The sequence below is a fragment of the Zunongwangia profunda SM-A87 genome, assembly GCF_000023465.1.
Lineage (GTDB): Bacteria > Bacteroidota > Bacteroidia > Flavobacteriales > Flavobacteriaceae > Zunongwangia > Zunongwangia profunda.
Genome location: NC_014041.1, coordinates 4,221,554 through 4,245,214 on the forward strand (window position 1 = coordinate 4,221,554; position 23,661 = coordinate 4,245,214).

Sequence of the window (23,661 nt, forward strand, 5' to 3'; positions counted from 1 at the left end):
ATTTTTTTAATGAGTTTTGAGCTTGAAAGACATTATAAAAACATTCATGCCAACGGATTAAAGTTAGTTAAAAGCGGAAGTTATTTTATAGATAAAAATATTTATAATCCTGAAGATTTGCGTCGGGGAATTACACTGCTTGCGCGTCCCGATAAAAAAGTCTCCTCACAAATTCATACTATTCTTCAGGAAATCAAAGGCATCGAACCTCTTCAGTATGCATATCCACCAGATGATTTTCACATTACGATCATGTCGATCATTTCCTGCTATTCTGGCTTCCACCTGGATAAAATTAATACTCAGGATTATATTTCAGTAATTAGAAAAAGTCTATCTACTATCCATAACTTCAGAATACATTTAAAAGGAATTTCCCTTAATCCTAGCGGAATTTTAGTAAACGGTTATCCCGAAGATGATACTCTGGAGATACTTCGTAATTCCCTTAGAGAACATTTTAAACAAACAGACTTAACTCAAAGTTTAGATAAACGCTATACCATCAAAACCGCGCATAGCACAATCTTAAGATTTCAAAATAGATTACAATATCCTGACGAATTGATTGAATTTATAGAAAAGCACCGGGACACCGAATTTGGCACTTTTCACGTTAAAAATATCGCATTAGTATTTAACGACTGGTATCAAAAAACCGAAAATACCAAATTGCTTAAAACTTTTATTCTATAAATATCCCTCACAAAATTCATAAAATGAAAATTATCAAGCTTCTCGATATTTTTTTACTTTTCAGTCAGCTTTGCGTTGGCCAATCCCGGGCAAAAAAAATAGATTCTATTAGCCATATCATCCATAGTAAAAATCCAGAAGTTGCTATAAGCATTGGATTTATAGATCATGGCAAAGAATATTTTTTTAATTATGGGACGCTTAGTAAAACTAGCTCTAAAAAAGTAAATGAAACTACAATTTACGAAATTGGCTCGATCACAAAACTATTAACTGCCAATCTAATCGCACAGGCTCAATTAGAAGGAAGGTTAGCTATTGATGACCCCATAGGCAACTATTTTCCCTCTAAATATAAGCTGCCTAAAAATATACTAGAGACCATTAAAATTTCAGATCTCGGTTCCCATCAGTCGGGCTTACCGGATTTTGATTTTCAAAAACTTATGAAAAGTACTCCAAAACAGCCATTAGCGATTACAGATAGAATACTACATGACATCTTAAATGATAGCACCTCACTAATAGATTATGGAAATTACCGTTATTCCAATATCAGTTACACTATATTGGGGCTGATCTTAGAAAAAGTTTATAACAAAGATTTTGACCAAATTTTACAAGAAAAAATAGTAAAACCGGCCAAACTAAAAAACACGCTTACCAAACTGTATCATGTAGAAAATAGAGTAACAGGCTATGATATAGAAGGGAAACAACAAGATTATTTTATCTGGAACCATTTAACGGCGCCGGCAGGACTTCTAAAATCAAACACCAAAGATATGGTGAAATTTATAAAAGTTTTAATAAGCGGTAAGAATCAAATTGCTGCGGCAACGAAACTTACCGAACGAACTTTCTATAAAAATACGAGAAGGGAAATAGGTTTAGGTCAGGAAATGGCACGAGATAATGAGGACTTATTTTTCTATAAAACCGGCGATACTTTTGCATGCTCTTCCATCCTAACTTATGATAAAAAATTTGAATGGGGAATGGTTATTTTAGTGAATCAGCATAACTCAGATTTAATACGGGATTTAATTAATACCAATTATGAAGCTGTTTTAAAACCAAATTAAATGTATAGAAAATTGTAAGTTTACATATAAAAAGATTTTTTGAGAATTTATATCGTCATCCCAGCACATAACGAGGCAGATTTTATTAGTTTAACCCTTCAGTCGTTGGTAAAACAAAGTTTTTTGCCTTCAAAAATTGTAGTGGTAAACGACCAAAGTACTGATAGTACCCCAAACATTGTTCAGAAATTTATCGAAGATCATCCTTTTATTCATCTAAAAAATACAACTTCGTCTGAAGCACACCAACCGGGAAGTAAGGTGATTAATGCTTTTAATACCGGTTTAGCCGAGCTGGACGAAAATTATGATTTGATCTGTAAGTTTGATGCCGACCTGATCTTCCCTGAAAACTACCTTAAAACCATCGTCGAAATCTTCAAAAAAGACCCAAAAATCGGCATGGCTGCAGGACATTGCACGATTAAAAAAAACGGAGAATGGATCATCGAAAACCTAACCGACAAAGATCATATTAGAGGTGCTTTAAAAGCTTATAGAAAAGGTTGCTTTAAAGAGATTGGCGAATTAAAAGCTGCAATGGGTTGGGATACTGTAGATGAACTTTTGGCTCAGTTTCATGGATGGACAATTGAAACTACCGAAAAATTACACGTAAAACATCTAAAACCTACAGGAGCAAACTACAACACTAAAGCTTCCCGCTACAAACAGGGAAAAGCTTTTTATCGTTTAGGATATGGGCTTTTAATTACAACAATTGCTTCAGCCAAATTAGCAACCTTAAAAAATGATCTTAGTTTATTCCCGGCCTATTTAAAAGGCTATTTCCAGGCCAAAAAAACTAATGAAACTTTATTGGTTTCCAAAGAAGAAGCAAAATTTATTAGAGCTTTACGATGGAAAAAAATGAAAGCTAAAGTTTTTAAATAATACATTAAAAAAAGCTCCTGAAATTCATTAATTTCAGGAGCTTTTTCACTAGTTAATCAAGATTAAAGGTTCCTTTAGACTCCGATTTTTCATTAATTATTCCGAATCTTTATCCAGCATTATTGCTAACGGGTTACCACTGGTTGCATTAGGATATTCTATCCCTAGTAATGCGGCCATTGTAGGAGCAACATCTACTATTTCTGAACGCTCGTAAGTTTCCCCATGTGGTACTCGTGCTCCAAAAAATAATAAGGGGGTATGGGTATCATAGTTAAAAACACTACCATGAGTGGAACCTCTACCGTAACCACTACCAGGATGCTCTACGATCATAATATCTCCGCTTCGCTTCTGGTTAAATCCGTTTTGTACCAAATAGCCTATTCCGTTAGAAAAATTATTAGACTGCAGTTCTGTACGTGTATATACCTTATAGACTCCGGGTTGCTGAATTAAAAAATGTTCGATCTTGGTTTCTACATCCGCTGGGTTTAAATCCTTAGTAGCCATATAATCATAATCAAGAAAGATTTGATCGTTCGAAACATTTTTTATGAGTCCTTCTCCAAACTGCTTCGTAGCAAAATCTGTAAAATCCTTTTTTAATTTTCCATAATCTAAATTTCCTGTTGGGATCTTAACAGAATTCAAGTAACCACCAACGTGACCACCAGCATGATCTGCCGTTAAGAAAATTGTATACTTACCTTCACCTACATTTTTATCTAAATAAGTTAAAAGATCTGATATATTCTTATCTAACCTCAAATATGTATCCTCTACTTCTTTAGAATTCACACCAAAGTTATGTCCAACCTTATCGGTACTGGAGAAACTAAGAGCTAGAATATCGGTATCTTCATCTTGCCCTAATTCTTCAGCTTCGATAGCGGCAAGGGCAAAATCTAAAGTAATATCATCACCATAAGGTGTTTGTGGGATAATACTATAATTTCCATTTTCTTTACTCAGCTTTTTAAGATCGTAAGGGAAAGTAGCTTTTTCTTTTCCGCGAAAACCACCTTCAAAAGTGTTTTCATCTATACCGCTTTCTACATAGGTTTCAATATCCAGCAGCGTATTCCATTCCTTTAAATAAGAAGCTGCTTTACCGGATGAATTGAATTTTTGCACCCATTTTGGTAACTCGTCCATATAATAAGTACTGCTAATAAACTTTCCATCACCACCACCAGAAAACCAGTAGGCAGCATTTGCCGTATGTCCAGCCGGTAATATAGCGCCACGATCTTTAATGGAAACACCAATGGTTTTTCCTCTAAATTGGGTATGTAACCTATTTTGATCACTTAAAGTTGTGGCTTGCATGCGATGTGGCGACATTTTACCTGCATTAGTTTTAGTACCTAATGATGCTACATCATCGTCCTGTGCACAATATACCATCTCCCCGGTAAACTTATCAAACCAGTCATTACCTATAATCCCATGATTCATTGGACTGGTACCTGTCCAAACCGAGGTATGTCCGGGACCGGTATAAGTTGGCGCATAATTGTAATGGTTATTCTTAAAATTGAATCCGTTATTAATGATTCTTTTAAAACCACCTTCTTCATACTTGTCCCAAAATTTATTCAGGTAATCGTAGCGCATTTGATCGACTACAATTCCCACCACAAGTTTGGGCTTATTTGCATTATTTTGAGGGGTTTGTGCTTTGGATGAAAAAGCAAATAGCAGCATAAACGCCGCTGAAAATATCCGTTTCATAGTAAATTATTTGAAGAACACGTCAAAAGTAATAAACTTAGCACGTTAAAGTTTAATTCTACGTTAAATACTTTCGAAGTAAAATTTAGTATTTTAGCTTTACAAAAATTGTTGAATGACCTATCTCCACTCCATCGGTGAATATTTTTTGATGCTAAAAGGCGTCTTTGGCAGGATGACCAAGCGATCGGTTTTAAAGGATCTTATTTTTAAGGAAATAGATGAGCTTATTATCGGGTCATTAGGGATTGTATGCTTTTTGTCCTTTTTTATCGGGGCTGTTGTTGCCATACAAACCGCACTAAACCTTAACAATCCTCTTATTCCCAAGAGTCTGGTGGCATTTGCAGCCAGACAATCGGTAATATTGGAGTTTTCCCCTACCTTTATTTCCATAATTATGGCGGGAAAAGTGGGCTCATTTATAACATCCAGTATTGGTTCTATGAGGGTTACTGAACAAATCGATGCACTTGAAGTAATGGGTATCAACTCTAAAAACTATCTTATTTTCCCTAAAATTATAGCGATGCTTACTTATCCGTTTGTAATTGCAATCTCTATGTTTTTAGGCATTTTAGGTGCTTATGTAGCTGCCGTATTAGGTGGATTTGTAAAACCTGATGATTTTGTAAGCGGTCTTCAGGATGATTTTGTGACTTTTCATCTTATTTACGCATTTATAAAAACCTTTTTATTTGCTTTTATTCTGGCTACGGTACCTGCTTATCATGGATATTACATGAAAGGTGGAGCCTTAGAGGTTGGTCAGGCCAGTACCACTGCTTTTGTATGGACCAGCGTGGTTTTAATTATTACGAATTACGCTACTACTCAATTATTACTTAGTTAATTATGATAGAGGTAAAAAATTTACGTAAGGCATTTAACGGTGAAGAAGTTTTAAAAGGGCTAAACTTTGTTTTTGACCGCGGAAAAACAAACCTTATTATTGGCCAATCCGGATCTGGAAAAAGTGTTTTCCTGAAAAATATGCTTGGGATTTTCACTCCAGAGGAAGGAACTATAGAATATGACGGAAAGCCTTACAGTGAGTTTACCGATGAAGAACGACGGGAACTTAGAAAAGAAATAGGAATGGTTTTTCAGGGAGGTGCGTTATTCGATTCGATGACGGTAAAGGAAAACGTAATGTTTCCCTTAAAAATGTTCACCAAAATGAAGAAAGCAGAAATGGAAGAACGCGTGGATAACGTTTTGGAACGAGTGAATCTGGTTGGCGCCGATGATAAAATGCCCTCAGAAATCAGTGGAGGAATGCAAAAACGGGTTTCTATTGCACGTGCCATTGTAAACCGCCCCAAATATCTTTTTTGTGATGAACCTAATTCTGGATTAGATCCCACTACCGCAACAGTAATCGACAATCTAATACAGAAAATCACTCACGAATTTGATATCACGACGATTATTATTACCCACGATATGAACTCGGTCTTAGAAATTGGTGAAAAAATAGCTTTTCTAAAAGATGGCCTTTTAGCCTGGACAGGCACAAAAGACGAAATCTTTAAAACCCAAGATAAAACGGTGACCGATTTTGTATATTCATCAGATCTTTTTAAGAAAGTAAGAAAGGCACAATTAAAAGGTTATTAATTAAGTGACTGTACGGTTAGCGTATCTAATTGCAAACGTACGTTTAACCATTTTTCAAACTTCTGCCTGTTGGTTTCTTTTTCTCGCGAAGACAAATTGTTTTTCCAGGTTATCGAGAATGTAGGGATGGTATCGGTACTTTTAAAATCCGTAATAATTTGATTTGAATACCCAAGATTTTCGATCTCTTCATAATTTGCCTGAGCTTCTTTACTAAGTCCGTTAAAATCAAAAAGAGAAGTTCTATAACTATTAATCCGATCTTCTAAAAGTTTGATTCGCGAATCTTTATCCTCTATAACCTCTCGATTTTTAAGATAAAGATCTTCCAGAATACCACTTCGTACCTGTGTAGAGAGTTCGTCTAAATTCCCGCCATCTTCAGCACTTTGATGCACAATCAATTTTGATTCTTTTAAGGCTTCAATTTCGATAAGCTTTGAGCGCCAGGTGGCAATCGTTGCTTCAGGCACACGTTTTCCTATCAAATAAATATTAATGGTTTTCTCATCAAAATCGGCTTCCTGCTTTAAAACTTCAGCACCCAGATATCGAACATCGTTAGATACAAAATCTTTGGCTTTAGTCTCAAAAAGAGTTTTATTAAGCAGGTTAATAAAAAGGATAATACTTGGAATCATTACAATGACTGCCACCGCAGATGCTACCTGAGCAGTTCTTCTCCTGCTTTTACTGTTCGCATAGCGCACCAGGGGAAATCCCAGTAATTTAGTCACTGCAAAAGTAGACAACGCTATAAAAACTGCATTAATCGAAAACAAATAAAATGCACCACCTGCATTTTGCCATTGTGAATTGGCCAAACCAAAACCAACGGTACAAAGTGGAGGCATTAAGGCAGTAGCGATTGCAACTCCCATAATTACACTGGCAATAGTTCCTTTTTTCGACTTTCCTACGATAAGGGCCAGACCACCAAAAATAGCTACTAATACGTCCAGTATTGTTGGATATGTCCGCGCCTCTAACTCGGGTGTAATTTCAGTAACCGGAGAAATTTTAAAATATATAAAAGCGGTGAGCACGCTTAAAACTACCATTATACCCAGGTTCTTAATGGATTTTCTAAGCGTATCTACATCATTAATAGCTACAGACATTCCCACACCTACAATCGGCCCCATTAGTGGAGAAATAAGCATGGCACCAATTACTACAGCGGTACTACTCACATTTAGACCAATAGAAGCCACAAAAATTGAAAAAATAAGAATCCAAGCATTATGACCTTTAAAAGAGATATCCTTTCTTACAGCTTCTAATGTAGATTCCCGATCACTATCGGTTCTAATATCCAAAAGGTCATTTATAAAAATCTTCGTACTCTGCAAAAATCCTTTGGCCTGCACGCGGTACTCTTCATTTTTTTCTAAATTGTCATTTTCTTTTTCCATAGCTTCAGAAAAATATAAAATATCAAGCTTTAAGAAGTTCTACTTCAGCATTAGGTTGAAATAAATAAATCTTCCCGGTGCTAACTTCAAGACATTCGTATCGCTTAATTCTTTTTGGTCCTTTTTTAAAAATTTTTCCGTTATAAATTCGAAATAAAGCCCCTGAGGGCACTTCAAAAATATAGTTTTTATCGTTAGGCTGGTCGAAACTTTTTAAAGCTATAGAAAGCCTCGCATCGGTATCACTGCTTGCGGTAGGATTTCTAAAATGGCTGGCTATAATTGGTAATAATTTGGTCGGAAAAATTTCTGGCCGAATAAATGGCAACATTAAATTCCGAAAAGTCAGCTTCCATTCTTGCCCATGAGGCTTTATCCTTCTACCATATTTTTCAAAAGCCAGCAAATGAGCGATTTCGTGCACCAGGGTGATCAAGAATCGATATTTATTAAGGTTTGCATTAACGGTAATTTGCTGTGTCCCATCTGGCATTCTACGATAATCCCCATGTCTTGTACGTCTTTCGTCTACTACTTTAAGGTGCACATTATTATCTTTAATGAGCATAAAAGCGGGCTCTACTGCATGGCTTGGCAAATATCTGGATAACACCTGATTCATTTTAAAGTCTTACGGGGTGCTATTAGAAACCTGAAGTAATTTACCGTTATAGAATTTACTTCCTGTAATACTAAAATCTTTAATGTATGTAGCCATTTCTCGCGCAGAAAGCGGCGCCTCCAATCCCGGGAATGCAGCGGCTAACATTTCGGTTTGGACAGCTCCTAAGGCCAAAACATTAAAAACAGGCCCATTTTCTTTATATTCTTCAGCAAGCAATTCCGTTAATGTAATAATGGCTGCTTTACTTGAAGAATACGCTGATAAACCGGCAAATTTTAAACTTCCCTGAACGCCCCCCATACTACTTATACTCAGAATATGAGATTTAGCAGTCATAAAAGGAAGTAATTGCTGAGTCAAACCTATCAAGCCAAAAACATTGATCTCATAAATTGCTCTAAACTCCTCTAAAGTGGTTTTCTGAAAGGGTTTATTTAAAAATGCCCCGGCATTATGGATAAGAATATCCACTTTACCGCCCCATTCTTTTTGCACAAAATCTGAAGCTTTTTTTAAATCAGACTCATTTCCCAAATCACAAGAAAAGCTATTTACATTGTCCAATTTTAGCTTAGCTACGGGCTCTTTATTTCTGGAAAGTGCCAATACGTTAAAATCCTCTTCAGCAAAAAGCTTTACCAGTTCAAAACCAATTCCCCGACTTGTGCCGGTAATAACAACATTCTTCATTTCTAATTCATTTTTATCTCTTTCTCTGGAGTATTCAGGATTTGGTGAATTCCGGGAATAATTGCTTTCACTACATTCGCCATGTGTTCGGGATTCATTTCTGAAACTTCATCTTTTACATGATGGTAGTATGGATAATTTGTGAAATCGAATGTACAAATAGTTTGCGCCGGAACATTAAATTCTGCATAAAACGGATAGTTATCACTTCTTTTAAATAAGTTCATTTGTTTGGCTCCTTCAAAGAAGCCTAAAGTGTTTTTTCCTGTATACTCATTAAATTTCTCAGCTAGATTTGTTTCCTCAAAGCCTGTTACATAAGCAAGATAATCTTTATCGGTCATTGGCACCCCTATCATTTCCAAATTGATCATGGTGTAAATATCGATACCTTCTTCTTTAAGTCTTTTTGCGCTATGGTAAGATCCTTTTAAGCCCATTTCTTCTCCGCTAAAAAGGATAAATAAAACACTACGCTTATTATCTTTAATATTGGCAAAATACTTAGCCAGTTCTACAACGGCGGTTGTTCCAGCTGCATTGTCATTCGCTCCGTTTGCAATGGTGTCTCCATCAACCTCTTTACCAACACCAATATGATCATAATGAGCCCCAATAACAACAAATTCGTCTTTAAGTTCAGGATCATTGCCTTCCAGATATCCAACAATATTAAAGGCGTCTACATCACCAATCTTAAAATAATCACGATAGGTATCATAATAAGGTTTCACCCCATTTTCCTCAAAAATTGTAGTGATAAAATCGGCCGCTTTATCAATACCTTCCGTACCGGTTTTACGTCCCATTAAGTCATCAGAAGCCAGGTATTCCAGATTCGTTTTCATTTCGTCTGCAGAAATATGTATCGCTGCGCTTTCCTGTGCATTACAAGAAAGTACTCCGGCTAAACCTAAGGCCAGAATTCCTAAATTTTTAAGTGGTTTTCTCATAAAAGCTAAAATAAAAAAATCCCGCGAGTAAACGCGGGATTCTATAATATTCTAAAATCACCAGCTTGTTAAGCAAGCATAGTAACTGGATTCTCAATATAAGTTTTAAGATCCTTTAAGAAAGCAGCACCGGTGGCACCATCTACCGTTCTATGATCACAAGCCAAGGTAAGCTTCATGGTATGACCAACAACGATCTCTCCGTTTTTCACTACAGGTTTCTCTACAATTGTTCCTACCGAAAGAATTGCTGAGTTAGGCTGATTGATAATACTTGTAAACTCAGTAATACCAAACATTCCTAAGTTAGAAACCGTAAAGGTACTTCCTTCCATTTCTTTTGGCTGAAGCTTCTTGTTACGCGCTTTACCGGCAAGATCTTTTACATTTCCGCCAATCTGCGTCATCGACATTTGATCTGCGAATTTAAGAACAGGAACAACAAGACCATCTTCTACGGCTACGGCAACACCCATATGAATATGTTTGGCTATTTTCATAGCATCTCCAGTCCATTGGCTATTTACCTGTGGGTGCTTACGAAGTGCCATTGCACTTGCTTTAATCACCATATCGTTAAATGAAACTTTCACATCTGGCATCTCGTTAATTTGCTTTCTGGATGCCATTGCATTTTCCATATCTACCTCTATAGTAAGATAGTAATGAGGAGCACTAAATTTAGATTCTCCAAGACGTTTTGCAATCGTCTTTCTCATTTGAGAATTCTTAATTTCTTCAAAACTTTCTTCACCAGCAGGCACATAAGGAGCAGCTACTGATGTTTCTGCTTCTTTCTTAGTTTCTTTTGGAGCAGGAGCCTCAGAAGGTTTGTAAGATTCGATATCTTTTTTAACGATTCTTCCATTTTCTCCGGAACCTTCTACTTTAGAAAGATCAATCCCTTTATCCTCGGCCATTTTCTTAGCTAATGGAGAAGCAAATATTCTACCACCTTCCGACGACGAATCTGAAGAAGTTGTAGTCGTTTCTTCCTTTTTCTCTTCTTTAGCTTCAGACTTTTCTTCTTTTTTAGGTGCAGCTTTTTTGCCAGTAGAATCACCAGTCACATTAGACACATCAGTCCCCTCAGGGCCAATAATTGCCAAAAGACTATCTACGGGAGCAGTTTCCCCCTCAGGAATGCCAATTTTAAGTAAAGTTCCTTCGTAGAAAGATTCAAATTCCATTGTTGCTTTATCGGTCTCGATTTCCGCAAGAATATCACCTTCAGAAACTTTATCCCCTTCTTTTTTCAACCAGGAAGCAACAGTTCCTTCTTCCATCGTGTCACTAAGGCGCGGCATTTTAACAATCTCTACACCTTCTGGGATTTCACCAGCTTCAGATGCGCTGTCATCATCCTCAGTTTCTTCTTCGGCTGCTGATTCTTCTTTAGCTTCTTCAGTAGAACCACCTTCACCATTTAACAATCCAGAGATATCTTCACCTTCTTCACCAATAATCGCTAAAAGCGTATCTACCGGAGCAGTTTCTCCTTCTTCAATCCCTATATGCAATAGTGTTCCTTCATAGAAGGATTCAAATTCCATCGTTGCCTTATCGGTTTCGATCTCCGCAAGGATATCTCCTTCAGCAACTTTGTCGCCTTTTTGTTTTAACCATTTTGCCACAACACCTTCTTCCATGGTGTCGCTTAATCGCGGCATATTAATTACTTCTGCCATAATTATTATAGTTTATGTGGTAAGAATGGGTAATCTTCCTGTTCGTAAACCACATCGTACATTACGTTCTTTTCTGGGAAAGCCGATTCTTCTGCGAATTGCTCACATTCTTTAACTTTATCCTTAACGCGCTTGTCGATTTTTTTAATATCATCCTCGGTTGCATATTTATTATCGATAATGATGCTTCTCACTTTGGTGATTGGATCTATCTTTTGATATTCTGCAACTTCATCTTTAGTTCTGTAATGTTGAGCATCACTCATAGAGTGTCCTCTATAGCGATAGGTTTTTAACTCTAAGAAAGTAGGCCCTTCCCCTTTTCGGGCACGGGTTATTGCTTCATCTAAAGCTTCAGCAACTTTCTCTGGATCCATAGCATCTACAGGTGCACATGGCATTTCGTAACCATTACCTAATTTCCAGATATCTGTACTTTTAGCAGTTCTGGCTACAGAAGTTCCCATGGCATAACCATTATTCTCAACACAGAAAACTACGGGGAGATTCCAATTTACGGCCATCGTTAAGGTTTCGTGTAATGACCCCTGACGCGTAGCTCCATCACCCATAAAAGTTAAGGTAACCGCATCTCTTTTAAAATATTTATCTGCAAAGGCAAGTCCGGCTCCTAAAGGAATTTGTCCCCCAACAATACCATGACCACCATAAAAACGATGTTCTTTAGAGAAAATGTGCATCGATCCTCCAAGACCTTGAGAAGTCCCAGTACCCTTACCGTAAAGCTCTGCCATTACTCTCTTGGGATCTACTCCCAATCCTATTGGCTGAACGTGATTACGATAAGCGGTAATCATACGATCTTTTTCAGTATCCATCGCATGTAAAGCACCTGCCAGGATAGCCTCTTGCCCATTATACAAATGTAAAAAACCTCTTACTTTTTGCTGAATATAAACTTGCGCAAGTTTATCTTCAAACTTACGCCAAAACAGCATATCCTCATACCACTTTAAATATGTGGCTTTTGTTATTTTCTTCATTTAATTAAAAATTTTTATGGCTTTACAGATAGATTACGCCAAGCGAATAACAAAAATACTATTTATAATAAGAATGTAAAACTGTTTTACTGCAAAAATCTAATAAACTAAAGATTAAATTTATCGAATATAAAAGGCAATAACTCCTTTATCGATTTCGCCCGGTATACCTTCCCTTTTTCTCCCATAAAATAAATAGGAATCCCTTTCTCCTGATTTACTTCATATTCTGAAATAGCCTGACGACAAGCTCCGCAAGGAGGTATTGGAGAAGTAATTTCTTTATGCAAGGATTTTGCAGAAATCGCTATCGCTTTTATCAACATTTGTGGATATTTTGCCCCAGCATAATAAATAGCTGTACGTTCTGCACATAATCCTGAAGGATAAGAAGCATTTTCCTGATTACTACCAATAACAACTTCATTGTTATCCATCAAAAGAGCTGCGCCAACTTTAAAAGAGGAATAGGGTGCATAGGCATGATCCCTGGCTTGGATAGCCTGTTTCATTACCTTCTGAATTTCCTGCGGTAGTTGCGATTGGTCTTCAAAAACATCTAATTCTGCTGAAAACTTTATTTTTTCCATAACACTAATTTCGGGGGAACAAATTAAACAAAAAAAGCACCAATATCATCTTACTGGTGCTTTTACTAGATTTTCTCTATTATTTTATCCGTAAATTAATTTAGATATGAATCCCCAAAATTAAAAGTGAGCCCAAAACGTAAAGTTTTATCTAAAGGGCTGGGAAATTGTGAAGTTGAGAACAAATAAGAAATATCGATGATTACAAAATTCTCATATTTAAAGCCTCCACCTACAGATACAAATTTACGATAGCCCTTCTCATTACTTTCGTTAAAGTAACCTGCCCTTAATTTAATTGCATCCCTAAAGCTATATTCGGTTCCCAATGCCCAGGTCACTTCTTTAAGCTCTTCACTCAATCCACCTGGAGCATCGGTAAAAGATTCAAAAATTCCTCCTATCGCAGTCGTGGTATTATAAACGTCATCATCTTCCTGATCTATAACCCCATCACCATTAAAATCCTGTGGTGTTGGCACTAAAAGTTTATTAAACTCTAGATACACCCCTAACCTGCTATCGGGATTCAGAATAAAATCAAAACCTCCACCAAGTCTTAAATTCGTGGGTATAAAATTTTCCTGCCCCGCATCATCATAACTCATTTTAGGACCAATATTACTTATATTGACTCCAAATCGCCAAACCCCATCAAAATTATTATAAACAATTTCATCACTTTGATAAAAGGCCGCCACATCTACCCCAAAACTTCCGGCAGCACCTAAATCCTGGCTATCACTTACTCCAAGATCAGACCTTAAATATCTCCCTGCTACGGCCATAGAAAAAGTTTCACTTAACTTTAATGAATAGGAAACATCAAAAGTTAATTCATTTGGATTTACCAATAACGGTATTTGCTCGATATTCTGACGGATTTCAATAGTCCCCAGACTAAAATAACGTAGGCTCCCGGCAAATGCACTACGATCATCTATTTTATAATAATAGCTAAGATCTCCTAAAAAAATATCACTCACGATATCACTTAAATAAGGTGTATATGATATTCCTATACCATGTTCTGAAGTTGCAAAAGCAAATTTTGCAGGATTCCATTGCTGTGAAAAGACATCTGCAGAAGTAGCGACACCCTGATCTCCCATCCCTGCCGCCCTGGCATCTGCAGCTACAAGAAGAAAAGGAACGGCAGTAGTTATCACTCTATCCCTAATATCCTGAGCCTGTAACCAACCTGAAGTAAGAATAGAGCCTAATAATAAAATCGTTGAAATTTTTTTCATCTCTTAAACTAAATGATAAACAAATATATATTAATATTATTAGAAGCTAAGTAGCTGCGTTTTAAAATTCGCTTAAAGCACCTTATCATTCGTTGAGCAGAAGAAATTTCAAGATCACCTGAATACCAAAATTCACAAAAAACAGCAAAGATTTATTTCATTAAATGACATTAAAAAAATACTAATTTTGCAGCTAACGCCATTAATTTGTGCATATTTGCCTAACTTTTTAAAAAAGTAAAGGAGTATAGCTATAGCAGCCTCTTATATATTAATATGAAGGCGGTTAGAACAAAATAAACTTGTACTTTTACCGTTAATTATTATATTGCAGAGCCTAAATTCTACCTAAAGAGAACATGAGAATGAGAAAGAAAACTGCTTTTAGAGCAATTTTTACCATCGCCCTTGGCGTTGGTCTAGTAGGATGTAACAATTCCAAAAATTACAAAAACAGCTCAAGAGCTACCGGATGGAGTATTAATTCGAAAGACGGTGGGTTTCAATACGATACAGACTACAAAGAACAGGAACCAGCACCAGGACTGGTATTTATTGAAGGAGGCACATTTACTATGGGCCAGGTTCAGGATGATGTAATGCACGACTGGAACAACACCCCTACCCAACAACACATCCAGTCTTTTTATATGGATGAAACTGAAGTAACCAATCGTATGTATCTTGAATATTTAGACTGGCTAAAAAGGGTTTTCCCTCCATCAGAACAAAACTACAGAAACATTTACTACGGGGCTTTACCAGACACTTTAGTATGGAGAAACCGACTTGGTTATAACGAAACCATGGTAAACAACTATTTACGACATCCTGCTTATGGAGAGTATCCTGTTGTTGGTGTTAGTTGGGTTCAGGCCGCGGAATTTAGTAAGTGGAGAACAGACCGTGTTAACGAAAAGCAACTGGTAGATGCCGGTTATATCTCTGAAGAGACATTATATAAAACTGATGCCGGAGCAACTTTTAGCACTGAAACTTACATCAATGCTCCAAGCCGGGTATACGGAGGGAATACCGAAATGACACAAAGTGGTAAAACATCTCAAAAATTAGCACAAAATAATACGACCACTCAAACTGACCCTCAAGGCAATACGGTGACAACCTCATCAGGCAAAAAACAATATGTACAACGTAAAGATGGAATCTTATATCCTGAATACCGTCTTCCTACCGAAGCGGAATGGGAATATGCCGCATTAGGCCTTGTAGGAATTCGCGATTATAATATCTATCGCGGCCGAAAAAAATATCCATGGGACGGAAGATACACCCGTAGCGGAGACCTTAGAAAACAAGGCGATCAACTTGCTAATTTCAAGCAGGGTGCCGGTGATTACGGCGGAATTGCAGGATGGAGTGACGATGGCGCAGATATTACAGCCCCGGTAATGAGCTACGAAGCGAATGATTTTGGATTGTATGATATGGCTGGCAATGTAGCAGAATGGGTTGCTGATGTGTACCGACCAATAGTGGACGATGAATTTAACGACTTTAACTACTACCGCGGAAATGTATATACTGAAAATGCAATTAATGAAGATGGTACCGTTCAGGTTGTTGGAGTAGATAACATTAAATATGACACCTTAAGTACAGGAAGAGTTGTTGCTAGAAATTTGCCAGGAGAGATTTTACAAAAACCTATCACAGAAGACGAAACTTACATGAGAACCAATTTCTCAAAAAGTGACAATAGGAACTTTAGAGATGGAGACAAAAGTTCAAGTAGATATTATCAGCCTTTTCAGGACACAGACAATTCCAAAAGAATGTACAACTCTCCAGATTTCGATCGTCTCGCGATAGGAGATACCACTCAGGCAAAACCTAAATACGACGATAAAGAAAGAACCACTTTAATTAGTGACGATGTTAGGGTGTATAAAGGAGGCTCTTGGAAAGATAGAGCTTATTGGCTAGATCCTGCTCAAAGAAGGTTCCTACCTCAGGATATGGCTACAGATTACATAGGATTTAGAAATGCCATGTCTAAAGTAGGAGCAAAATCAATGGACAATGTAAAAAGAGCTAGAAGCAACTAAGCAAGACTTTTAAGTTTTAAAGAAATATTCACAAAAAAGGCCCTAATTTTTAGGGCTTTTTTTATACCTTAAATTCATGAACATAGCTAAAATACATCGTCGGTTTCTTACCAGTTCAGGGGTAAGCACAGACACCAGAAACATCAAACCAAACAGCTTATTTTTTGCACTTAAGGGAGAAAATTTCAATGGAAATGAATTTGCCGAAGAAGCTTTAAACAAAGGTGCCGAAGTTGCCATCGTAGATGAAGAGGCCTATGCAAAAGACCAGGATAATTATATTTTCGTTGAAGACTGCCTTGATGCCTTACAACAACTGGCTACTTTCCACCGGCATTTTCTGGGTATTCCAGTACTCGCGATCACTGGAAGCAATGGCAAAACAACCACCAAGGAATTAATTAACGCTGTACTTACCAAGAAGTACAAAACGATTTCTACAACCGGAAACTTAAACAATCATATTGGTGTACCGCTCACTCTCTTAAGAATGGATGAAACGACGGAAGTTGGCGTAGTAGAGATGGGAGCTAACCACCAGGGAGAAATCGAATTTCTTACTGAAATTGCCCTACCGGATTACGGATATATCACAAATTTCGGAAAGGCTCATTTAGAAGGTTTTGGTGGCATAGAAGGAGTAATTAAAGGCAAAAGTGAGCTTTATACTCATCTTAAAAATCATAAAAAATTGCTTTTTCTTAATCTGGATGATGAAATACAACAAAGACAGGATAGCTATTCTCATGTTTTCACATTTGGAAGTTCGGAAAAAGCAGCCGTAAGCATAGATTATACTATTTCACAAAATGGCCCTGAATATGCTTCCTTTACTTATAATAACGACGTCTTCAATACTCAATTAACAGGACAATATAACGCTTATAATGCTGCCGCAGCTCTAACCATAGGCTTATATTTTAAAGTCCCTTTTAAAGCTATTAAAGAGGCGATTAAAGAATACTCGCCTAGCAATAATCGATCACAAATCCAGAAGACCAAAAATAACACGCTTTTACTGGATGCTTATAATGCCAATCCAACAAGCATGGGTTCTTCAATCATCAACTTTAGCAACCTTAATACTCCACTCTCTAAAACACTAATCATAGGAGACATGCTGGAACTAGGCCAATATAGTAAAGAAGAGCACCAAAGTATAGTAGAGCTTTGCAATAGTAAAGGACTTAAAAATGTTTATTTAGTAGGCAAACATTTTAAAGAAACCTCAACGCCCGAAGAATATCAGAAATTTGACAATACTACCGAGTTAAAAACTTTTTTAACCGCTAATCCCATCAACAATTCCTACATTCTTATAAAGGGCTCCAGAGGAATTGCATTAGAGAAAATCATAGAAAACCTATAGCACTCTGGTAATGATTAAAAATAAAAAAAGCTTCCTAGTTAGGAAGCTTTTTCTTTTTGTGGGCGCGAAGGGATTCGAACCCCTGACCCCTTGGGTGTAAACCAAGTGCTCTGAACCAACTGAGCTACGCGCCCTAATGAATGTTTTAGCTAAAAAAAGCTCCCTTTTTGGAAGCTTTTGAATTGGTTGTGGGCGCGAAGGGATTCGAACCCCTGACCCCTTGGGTGTAAACCAAGTGCTCTGAACCAACTGAGCTACGCGCCCCATTCATTATTGCGAGTGCAAATATAGACTAGTTTTTCTTCTACGCAAAGAAAAAAATTAAAAATTTTAAATAATTTCAGCTACCGTAAAATTACTACCTCCACAAAAGATCAAATCCTTTGTTCCTGCCGCTTTTATAGCAGCCGCATAAGCTTCTCCCACACTATTAAACACTTTTCCTAAAAGCCCAAATTCAATAGATTTTACCATTAATTTTTCCGCTTCCAATCCTCGGGGAACATCTGGTTTGCAAAAATAATACGTAGCCCTTTTTGGAAAGATAGGCAATACCTCATCAAGGTCTTTATCATTAACGACTCCAAAAACAAAATGTAAATGCTCAAAAGTTTCGTCTTCTAGTTGATTAAAAACATATTTCAGTCCGTCACTATTATGAGCGGTATCACAAATCACCTTGGGAAACTCCTGGAGAATATCCCACCTTCCCCTAAGATTTGTATTTTTACGAACATTTTTTAATCCTTCCCGAAGATGCTCTTCAGAAATTTTCCAGCCTTGAGAAATAAGCTGTCTAATAACAGCTCGCACCCCTTTAATATTCTTTTCCTGATAACTTCCCAGTAAATCAGTACTTAGATGTACAGGAGCTTTAAGTTCTTCAGCGAATACAATTGCAGCGTTTCTTTCTTCGGCGGTCTTTATAAAAACCTCTTGTGTTTCAGGATGCTTTTCAGAAATAATAACAGGAACGTTTTCTTTAATAATTCCAGCTTTCTCTCCCGCTATTTCAGGAAGTGTAGTACCCAAAAACTGCGTATGATCTTTACCTATGTTAGTAATTAAACTAACTTCAGGAATTATAATATTAGTAGAATCCAAACGACCTCCCATGCCTACTTCAACAACAGCGATATCAACTTTTTCCTTAGCAAAATACCAAAACGCCATTCCTACGCTCATCTCAAAAAAAGACAGGTTTTCTGCTTCAAAAAATGTTTTATTATTTTGAATAAAATCGATCACAGCTTCCTCGGAAATATAAGATCCGTTAATTCGAATGCGCTCCCTATAATCTTTCAAATGTGGTGAAGTATATAACCCAACATTATAGCCGGCTTCTTGTAAAACAGAAGCGATCATGTGACTACTGGAACCTTTTCCATTAGTTCCTGCTACGTGAACGCTTTTAAAATCGCGCTCTGGAAACCCAAGATGAGCTGCCAATTTTAAAGTATTGGAAAGATCTTTTTTAAATGCGGAACTCCCCACACGTTGATACATGGGTAACTGCTGAAACATCCATTCAACAGTTTGCTGATACGTCATTGATTATTCTGATAATTTGAAGTTATATACTATGGTTCCTACCTGCCGCGAAGGCGCATCAGAATCACTGTTAAACCGGGTAGCCAAAGCTGCTTTTCTGGCAGGCTCTGTTAAACAGGATGCATTATTTGTAGTACCTTTAACCCCTGGGGTTGCGGCAATAACCTGCCCCTGGCGGTTCACTTCTATACGCACCACAACGATCCCGGATTCATTACAATCCTGCACAAATTTTTCTTTATTTAAAGCACGTCGACCACCTAGACGATAATTACCATCACCATCAAGACCGGCTCCATTACCATAATAACTTTTAGCATTGGGATCACCATCTGGAGAACCTTTATCTCCGGCAGCATTATCATTACCTTCTCCTCCACTTTCTTCACCGCTACGCTCTGGTCCATTTAAAATACTACTCATCGCATCGGTAGTAGATTTATCTGGTTTTGGATCAGGTTTTTTTGCCGGCTCTTCCTTTTTAGGTTCGACCTTTTTAGGTTTCTCGGTTTCAACGGGTTTTTTCACTTCCTTTTTTTCCTCAACAACCGGAGCTTCTTCAATTTCCTGGGTAACCACTTTCTCTTCTACAACAGGTTCAGGCTCTGGTGGAGTAACTTCAGGACTTGTGTTTTTTGGAGCAGACTCTATAGGTTTGGTTGGTTGCTGATTTCCCGAACCTACTTCTGAAGTTCCAAAATTAACCGCTATACCATTTTCAGGTGGAGGGTCTAAATATGTAAAACCAAAAAAGAATAAAATAGCCAACAATAATACATGAAGCACTACTGTGATCGTAAATGATTTTTTTTCGTGATTGGTTTCTAAGAAAGCCATATTTATTCCGGTTTAACCGCTAAAACTATTTTATATCTGTTTCGATTAGCAATATCCATTACGTTTACCGCTTTTTCGATAGGTACTCCTTCTTCAGCCCGTAAAATAATGGTTGGATTTTCTATACCCGCCAATTTACTTTTTAAGGTACTTTCTAATGCCGAGCTACTTATACGCTCATCATTAATATACACCTGCAGTTCTTTAGTAATGCTTACTGAAACATTCTGCTGGTTAGTGGTCTTCCCTTTAGCCTTTGGGAGTATTAAATCCAAAGCTTCTGGGGTAATCACCGGAGAAGTTAACATGAAAAATATCAATAACAGAAATACAATATCTGTCATTGAACTCATACTAAACTCCGGGCTCACTTTATTTCTACCTCTTAAATTCATATTAAGCAGGCTCGTTTAATAAGTCTAAAAAGTCTACCGCTGTAGCTTCCATCTGGTGCACTACTTTATCTGTTTTTACCACAAGATGATTATACCCTATATAGGCTATAATTCCCACAATAAGCCCTGCGACCGTGGTTGTCATTGCAGTATAAATACCTTCTGCCAGTAACCCCATTTGTGCCTGCCCACTACTCGTAGCCAGTTCATGGAAAGCAATCACCATCCCAATTACTGTTCCCAGGAAACCAATCATAGGTGCCGCACCGGCAATAGTAGCCAGAATACTCACGTTTTTTTCTAGCTTATATACCTCTAAACGCCCTGCATTCTCGATAGCCGTATTAATATCTTCTAACGGGCTCCCAATTCTGGAAATTCCTTTCTCTGTTAATCGTGCTACAGGATTATCACTTTGGGCACATCTAATCTTTGCAGATTCGATATTCCCATTTAATACACTATCTTTAATTTGGTGCATAAAATTTTTATCTACCTGGCTTGCAGATTTTATCGCAAACAATCTTTCAAAATAGATATAGACCGCTGCAAACAATAACACAAACAAAACAAAAATAATGATCTGCCCGGCGATACCACCACTTAAAAGCAAATCGAAAATCGAAAGCGTTTTTTCTTCTGAAACCTCTGCAGCATCCTGCGCTGCCTGCGTCACGGCATCCTGCTGAATAAAATATAGCATATTAATTGATTAGGGTTTTTAATGTAACGTGATAAACGGATTAAAATTGTTGCTCAAATTTAGTAAAATAATTATCAGAATAACTCCTTATGTGTATTCATTAAGAAATTACTAACACATAAGGAGTTCTAAATATTATACCAATTGTTTCAAAGCAACCTCGAAGGCAGTTTTACTAATATTTGTCTTATCACTATTATTATTGAAGGTATTCTGAATGGCATTTTTAATAGTCATTGAGGTATCATTAAAAATAGCCTCATCGGTCATTTGCACCCTACGCTCCATAAAATACGCGAAAACACGCGCCATCCCACAATTTGATATAAAATCCGGAATAAGACTTACGCGCTCATCAATAAATTCCATAATCGGCCCAAAGAAAATTTCCTTATCGGCAAAAGGAACATTGGCACCACAAGAAATCACCTCTAATTTTTTATCAATAAGGTTTGAGATTTGTTCTCTGGTTACTAACCTTGAAGCCGCACATGGAGCAAATATTTCAGCATCAAGATTCCATATTTTTTGATTGATTTCTTCAAAAGGGATCAATTCATTTGCATTTAGCGTATTCCCTTCTTTATTCAGAAATAAATTTTTAATCTCTTCAAAAGAAAAACCATCTTCATTTATCAAACCTCCAGCCCGATCAATAATTCCTACAACTTTTGCTCCCATTTGGGAAAGATAATATGCAGCTGCAGAACCTACATTCCCAAAACCCTGGACAATAGCCTTCTTTCCTTTAATATCACCGCCATAAATTTGATAATATTGATTCACTGCTTCAGCCACACCAAATCCTGTTATCATATCTGCCACCGTATACTTCCTGGAGATATCTGGTGAATAATCCGTATTTTCAAGAACTTTAATTACCCCCTGTCGCAACTGCCCTATCCTGTTAATCTTATCAGCTTCAGTAGGTCGAAAATGACCATTAAAAACCCCTTCTTGCGGATGCCAAACTCCACAATCTTCAGTAATCGGAATTACTTCATGGATCTCGTCTACGTTTAGGTCTCCACCAGTACCGTAATAACTTTTCAGTAAAGGAGAGACCGCTTTATACCAGCGCTCTAAAACCCCTTTTTTTCTTGGGTCTTTAGGATCAAAATTAATTCCGGATTTCGCTCCGCCTATGGCAGGACCAGAAACCGTAAATTTCACTTCCATCGTTTTTGCTAAAGAAAGTACTTCATTTTTATCCAGGCCTTCTCGCATACGGGTACCGCCACCGGCTGCACCACCTCTAAGTGAGTTGATCACCGTCCAACCTTCAGCTTCTGTTTCAGGGTCATTCCAGTGAAAAACAATCTCTGGTTCTTTATTTTCGTAAACTTTTAATAATTCTTTCATCTAAATAATTATGTGTGTGATTTATTTCAAATATAAGTATTAAGTCATTTTAAAATCAAGATGGTGTATATATCCTTCCTGATGCATGATCTTTACTTGCCCCGGTAACCAGGCTTAACACATTCACCTTTCCTTCTAACTTAAGTACGCCCAACAATCCGAAGATCAGTGCCTCCTTAAAATCTATAATTCTGTTTTCAGGGATCACGAATTCACATTTAGAATATGCTTTAAACTTTTGGATTAAAAAATCATTAAAAGCACCACCGCCGGTAACCAGAACTTTTGCGTTTTCTCTGGGATCTAAAACTTTTGTTACTTGTTGGGCCACATGGATTACATACGTATGTAAAATATCCGGAATAGGGAGTTCTACAGAATTAAGTATCGGTAAAACTTCAGCTTTCACCCACTCGATACCTAATGATTTTGGAGGCTTAAGACTATAAAACTGAAGGTTATTTAATTGATGGAGTAATTCTTTATTCAGCACACCTCCTGCGGCTATTCTTCCTTTATCATCATATTCTTTACCTAGCTGTCTCGTATAGTGATTGAGGACAGTATTCACTGCGCAGATATCATAGGCCAGGATCTCATCACCTTGTTTTTCAGAAATATTTGCGAAACCTCCTAAATTTAAACAATAGCGATAATCGCTAAAAAGTATTTTATCACCAATAGGAACTAAAGGTGCTCCCTGTCCTCCAAGCGCTACATCCTGTACTCTAAAATCACAAACCACCCTTTGTTGAAGGTATTTAGAGATTTCAGGAAGGTTTCCTATTTGCAGTGTAAAGCCATTTTGTGGCTCATGCTTGATGGTATGCCCATGTGAACAGACCGCATCTAAGCGCTGAATATTATTTTCAGCCACAAATTCCAAAATCACTTCTGCCAGATATTTAGTATATTCTTTATTTAATTCCTGTAACTTATCATCTTCTAAATCGATAGCAGCATCTAATTTCTCGCGCCAGTTTTTGGAATAATCTACTGTCTGAGCTTCCAAAATTTCAAAATTATAGTTATTTTCAACTGCAAAATGAATGTAGGCTAAATCGATCCCGTCTAGGGAAGTGCCAGACATTACTCCAATCACAAAATAGTCTGATTTTTTCATATTCT

The 23,661-nt window shown here is 37.2% G+C and carries 22 protein-coding genes and 2 tRNA genes; 7 read left to right on the plus strand and 17 right to left on the minus strand.

Annotated elements, in window-relative coordinates; all coding sequences use genetic code 11:
* Positions 1-9 precede the first annotated feature (9 nt).
* From ZPR_RS18525 to ZPR_RS18535, 3 genes are read left to right on the plus strand one after another with little or no spacing between them, the layout of a single operon-like run.
* Positions 10-696: a 2'-5' RNA ligase family protein gene (locus tag ZPR_RS18525; RefSeq protein ID WP_013073303.1), complete on the plus strand. Its 687-nt coding sequence runs from the start codon at positions 10-12 to the stop codon at positions 694-696.
* A gap of 23 nt (positions 697-719) precedes the next feature.
* On the plus strand, positions 720-1,781 hold the full coding sequence (locus tag ZPR_RS18530; protein ID WP_013073304.1) for a serine hydrolase domain-containing protein: 1,062 nt from the start codon (positions 720-722) through the stop codon (positions 1,779-1,781).
* A 39-nt stretch (positions 1,782-1,820) separates the two neighbouring features.
* Entirely contained in the window at positions 1,821-2,675 is an 855-nt protein-coding gene (locus ZPR_RS18535; RefSeq protein WP_041579100.1) for a glycosyltransferase family 2 protein, read from the plus strand.
* A 96-nt stretch (positions 2,676-2,771) separates the two neighbouring features.
* Here the strand turns inward: ZPR_RS18535 and pafA are convergent, their stop codons facing one another.
* Positions 2,772-4,412, minus strand: coding sequence for an alkaline phosphatase PafA (gene pafA / locus ZPR_RS18540; RefSeq protein ID WP_041579101.1), 1,641 nt, complete (start codon positions 4,410-4,412; stop codon positions 2,772-2,774).
* Between the two features lie 115 nt (positions 4,413-4,527).
* On the opposite strand from pafA, the gene ZPR_RS18545 reads away from it, so the two are divergent.
* Complete coding sequence (locus ZPR_RS18545; protein WP_041579103.1) at positions 4,528-5,265, plus strand: MlaE family ABC transporter permease; 738 nt, start codon at positions 4,528-4,530, stop codon at positions 5,263-5,265.
* Positions 5,266-5,267: 2 nt separating this feature from the next.
* Positions 5,268-6,032: an ABC transporter ATP-binding protein gene (locus ZPR_RS18550; RefSeq protein WP_013073308.1), complete on the plus strand. Its 765-nt coding sequence runs from the start codon at positions 5,268-5,270 to the stop codon at positions 6,030-6,032.
* Here the strand turns inward: ZPR_RS18550 and ZPR_RS18555 are convergent.
* The 8 genes from ZPR_RS18555 to porV form a co-directional block, all read right to left on the minus strand.
* Positions 6,029-7,447 (minus strand): DUF389 domain-containing protein, encoded by a 1,419-nt coding sequence (locus tag ZPR_RS18555; RefSeq protein WP_013073309.1) that lies wholly within the window; start codon positions 7,445-7,447, stop codon positions 6,029-6,031. The genes ZPR_RS18550 and ZPR_RS18555 overlap by 4 nt on opposite strands.
* 22 nt (positions 7,448-7,469) lie before the next feature.
* Positions 7,470-8,069 carry a SprT-like domain-containing protein gene (locus ZPR_RS18560; RefSeq protein WP_013073310.1) on the minus strand — a complete coding sequence of 200 codons (600 nt, stop codon included), beginning with the start codon at positions 8,067-8,069 and terminating at the stop codon, positions 7,470-7,472.
* Positions 8,070-8,078: 9 nt separating this feature from the next.
* Complete coding sequence (locus ZPR_RS18565; RefSeq protein WP_013073311.1) at positions 8,079-8,762, minus strand: SDR family NAD(P)-dependent oxidoreductase; 684 nt, start codon at positions 8,760-8,762, stop codon at positions 8,079-8,081.
* Between the two features lie 2 nt (positions 8,763-8,764).
* On the minus strand, positions 8,765-9,715 hold the full coding sequence (locus ZPR_RS18570) for a M28 family metallopeptidase (protein WP_013073312.1): 951 nt from the start codon (positions 9,713-9,715) through the stop codon (positions 8,765-8,767).
* Positions 9,716-9,783: 68 nt separating this feature from the next.
* Positions 9,784-11,403, minus strand: a complete 1,620-nt coding sequence (locus ZPR_RS18575) for a pyruvate dehydrogenase complex dihydrolipoamide acetyltransferase (RefSeq protein WP_013073313.1) — start codon at positions 11,401-11,403, stop codon at positions 9,784-9,786.
* 5 nt (positions 11,404-11,408) lie between these two features.
* Positions 11,409-12,407: a pyruvate dehydrogenase (acetyl-transferring) E1 component subunit alpha gene (gene pdhA, locus ZPR_RS18580; protein WP_013073314.1), complete on the minus strand. Its 999-nt coding sequence runs from the start codon at positions 12,405-12,407 to the stop codon at positions 11,409-11,411.
* A gap of 107 nt (positions 12,408-12,514) precedes the next feature.
* Positions 12,515-12,997, minus strand: a complete 483-nt coding sequence (cdd, locus tag ZPR_RS18585; RefSeq protein ID WP_013073315.1) for a cytidine deaminase — start codon at positions 12,995-12,997, stop codon at positions 12,515-12,517.
* A 95-nt stretch (positions 12,998-13,092) separates the two neighbouring features.
* Positions 13,093-14,247 carry a type IX secretion system outer membrane channel protein PorV gene (gene porV, locus ZPR_RS18590; protein ID WP_013073316.1) on the minus strand — a complete coding sequence of 385 codons (1,155 nt, stop codon included), beginning with the start codon at positions 14,245-14,247 and terminating at the stop codon, positions 13,093-13,095.
* Between the two features lie 359 nt (positions 14,248-14,606).
* On the opposite strand from porV, the gene gldJ reads away from it, so the two are divergent.
* Positions 14,607-16,316 (plus strand): gliding motility lipoprotein GldJ, encoded by a 1,710-nt coding sequence (gene gldJ, locus ZPR_RS18595; protein ID WP_013073317.1) that lies wholly within the window; start codon positions 14,607-14,609, stop codon positions 16,314-16,316.
* 76 nt (positions 16,317-16,392) lie between these two features.
* Entirely contained in the window at positions 16,393-17,685 is a 1,293-nt protein-coding gene (locus ZPR_RS18600; protein WP_013073318.1) for a UDP-N-acetylmuramoyl-tripeptide--D-alanyl-D-alanine ligase, read from the plus strand.
* Positions 17,686-17,744: 59 nt separating this feature from the next.
* Here ZPR_RS18600 and ZPR_RS18605 read toward each other — a convergent pair.
* The 8 genes from ZPR_RS18605 to ZPR_RS18640 form a co-directional block, all read right to left on the minus strand.
* A tRNA-Val gene (locus tag ZPR_RS18605) sits at positions 17,745-17,819 on the minus strand.
* 55 nt (positions 17,820-17,874) lie between these two features.
* Positions 17,875-17,949: transfer RNA gene (locus ZPR_RS18610), tRNA-Val, on the minus strand.
* 66 nt (positions 17,950-18,015) lie between these two features.
* Complete coding sequence (locus ZPR_RS18615; RefSeq protein ID WP_041579106.1) at positions 18,016-19,236, minus strand: bifunctional folylpolyglutamate synthase/dihydrofolate synthase; 1,221 nt, start codon at positions 19,234-19,236, stop codon at positions 18,016-18,018.
* Between the two features lie 3 nt (positions 19,237-19,239).
* Entirely contained in the window at positions 19,240-20,073 is an 834-nt protein-coding gene (locus ZPR_RS18620; RefSeq protein ID WP_013073320.1) for a hypothetical protein, read from the minus strand.
* A gap of 2 nt (positions 20,074-20,075) precedes the next feature.
* Entirely contained in the window at positions 20,076-20,468 is a 393-nt protein-coding gene (locus ZPR_RS18625; protein WP_013073321.1) for an ExbD/TolR family protein, read from the minus strand.
* Between the two features lies 1 nt (position 20,469).
* Positions 20,470-21,171: a MotA/TolQ/ExbB proton channel family protein gene (locus tag ZPR_RS18630; protein WP_013073322.1), complete on the minus strand. Its 702-nt coding sequence runs from the start codon at positions 21,169-21,171 to the stop codon at positions 20,470-20,472.
* 135 nt (positions 21,172-21,306) lie between these two features.
* The gene (locus tag ZPR_RS18635) at positions 21,307-22,533 is read right to left on the minus strand and encodes a Glu/Leu/Phe/Val dehydrogenase dimerization domain-containing protein (RefSeq protein WP_013073323.1); all 1,227 of its coding nucleotides are present in this window, start codon (positions 22,531-22,533) and stop codon (positions 21,307-21,309) included.
* A gap of 55 nt (positions 22,534-22,588) precedes the next feature.
* A complete protein-coding gene (locus ZPR_RS18640) occupies positions 22,589-23,656 on the minus strand; it encodes an anhydro-N-acetylmuramic acid kinase (RefSeq protein ID WP_013073324.1) in 1,068 nt (355 codons plus the stop codon).
* Positions 23,657-23,661 lie beyond the last annotated feature (5 nt).

Bases quoted from the DNA above. Each gene is read 5' to 3' on its own strand.
- ZPR_RS18525 (WP_013073303.1), top strand. From the start codon at position 10: ATGAGTTTTGAGCTTGAAAGACATTATAAAAACATTCATGCCAACGGA.
- ZPR_RS18530 (WP_013073304.1), top strand. From the start codon at position 720: ATGAAAATTATCAAGCTTCTCGATATTTTTTTACTTTTCAGTCAGCTT.
- pafA (WP_041579101.1), bottom strand. From the start codon at position 4,412: ATGAAACGGATATTTTCAGCGGCGTTTATGCTGCTATTTGCTTTTTCA.
- ZPR_RS18545 (WP_041579103.1), top strand. From the start codon at position 4,528: ATGACCTATCTCCACTCCATCGGTGAATATTTTTTGATGCTAAAAGGC.
- ZPR_RS18550 (WP_013073308.1), top strand. From the start codon at position 5,268: ATGATAGAGGTAAAAAATTTACGTAAGGCATTTAACGGTGAAGAAGTT.
- ZPR_RS18555 (WP_013073309.1), bottom strand. From the start codon at position 7,447: ATGGAAAAAGAAAATGACAATTTAGAAAAAAATGAAGAGTACCGCGTG.
- ZPR_RS18560 (WP_013073310.1), bottom strand. From the start codon at position 8,069: ATGAATCAGGTGTTATCCAGATATTTGCCAAGCCATGCAGTAGAGCCC.
- ZPR_RS18565 (WP_013073311.1), bottom strand. From the start codon at position 8,762: ATGAAGAATGTTGTTATTACCGGCACAAGTCGGGGAATTGGTTTTGAA.
- ZPR_RS18570 (WP_013073312.1), bottom strand. From the start codon at position 9,715: ATGAGAAAACCACTTAAAAATTTAGGAATTCTGGCCTTAGGTTTAGCC.
- ZPR_RS18575 (WP_013073313.1), bottom strand. From the start codon at position 11,403: ATGGCAGAAGTAATTAATATGCCGCGATTAAGCGACACCATGGAAGAA.
- pdhA (WP_013073314.1), bottom strand. From the start codon at position 12,407: ATGAAGAAAATAACAAAAGCCACATATTTAAAGTGGTATGAGGATATG.
- cdd (WP_013073315.1), bottom strand. From the start codon at position 12,997: ATGGAAAAAATAAAGTTTTCAGCAGAATTAGATGTTTTTGAAGACCAA.
- porV (WP_013073316.1), bottom strand. From the start codon at position 14,247: ATGAAAAAAATTTCAACGATTTTATTATTAGGCTCTATTCTTACTTCA.
- gldJ (WP_013073317.1), top strand. From the start codon at position 14,607: ATGAGAATGAGAAAGAAAACTGCTTTTAGAGCAATTTTTACCATCGCC.
- ZPR_RS18600 (WP_013073318.1), top strand. From the start codon at position 16,393: ATGAACATAGCTAAAATACATCGTCGGTTTCTTACCAGTTCAGGGGTA.
- ZPR_RS18615 (WP_041579106.1), bottom strand. From the start codon at position 19,236: ATGACGTATCAGCAAACTGTTGAATGGATGTTTCAGCAGTTACCCATG.
- ZPR_RS18620 (WP_013073320.1), bottom strand. From the start codon at position 20,073: ATGGCTTTCTTAGAAACCAATCACGAAAAAAAATCATTTACGATCACA.
- ZPR_RS18625 (WP_013073321.1), bottom strand. From the start codon at position 20,468: ATGAATTTAAGAGGTAGAAATAAAGTGAGCCCGGAGTTTAGTATGAGT.
- ZPR_RS18630 (WP_013073322.1), bottom strand. From the start codon at position 21,171: ATGCTATATTTTATTCAGCAGGATGCCGTGACGCAGGCAGCGCAGGAT.
- ZPR_RS18635 (WP_013073323.1), bottom strand. From the start codon at position 22,533: ATGAAAGAATTATTAAAAGTTTACGAAAATAAAGAACCAGAGATTGTT.
- ZPR_RS18640 (WP_013073324.1), bottom strand. From the start codon at position 23,656: ATGAAAAAATCAGACTATTTTGTGATTGGAGTAATGTCTGGCACTTCC.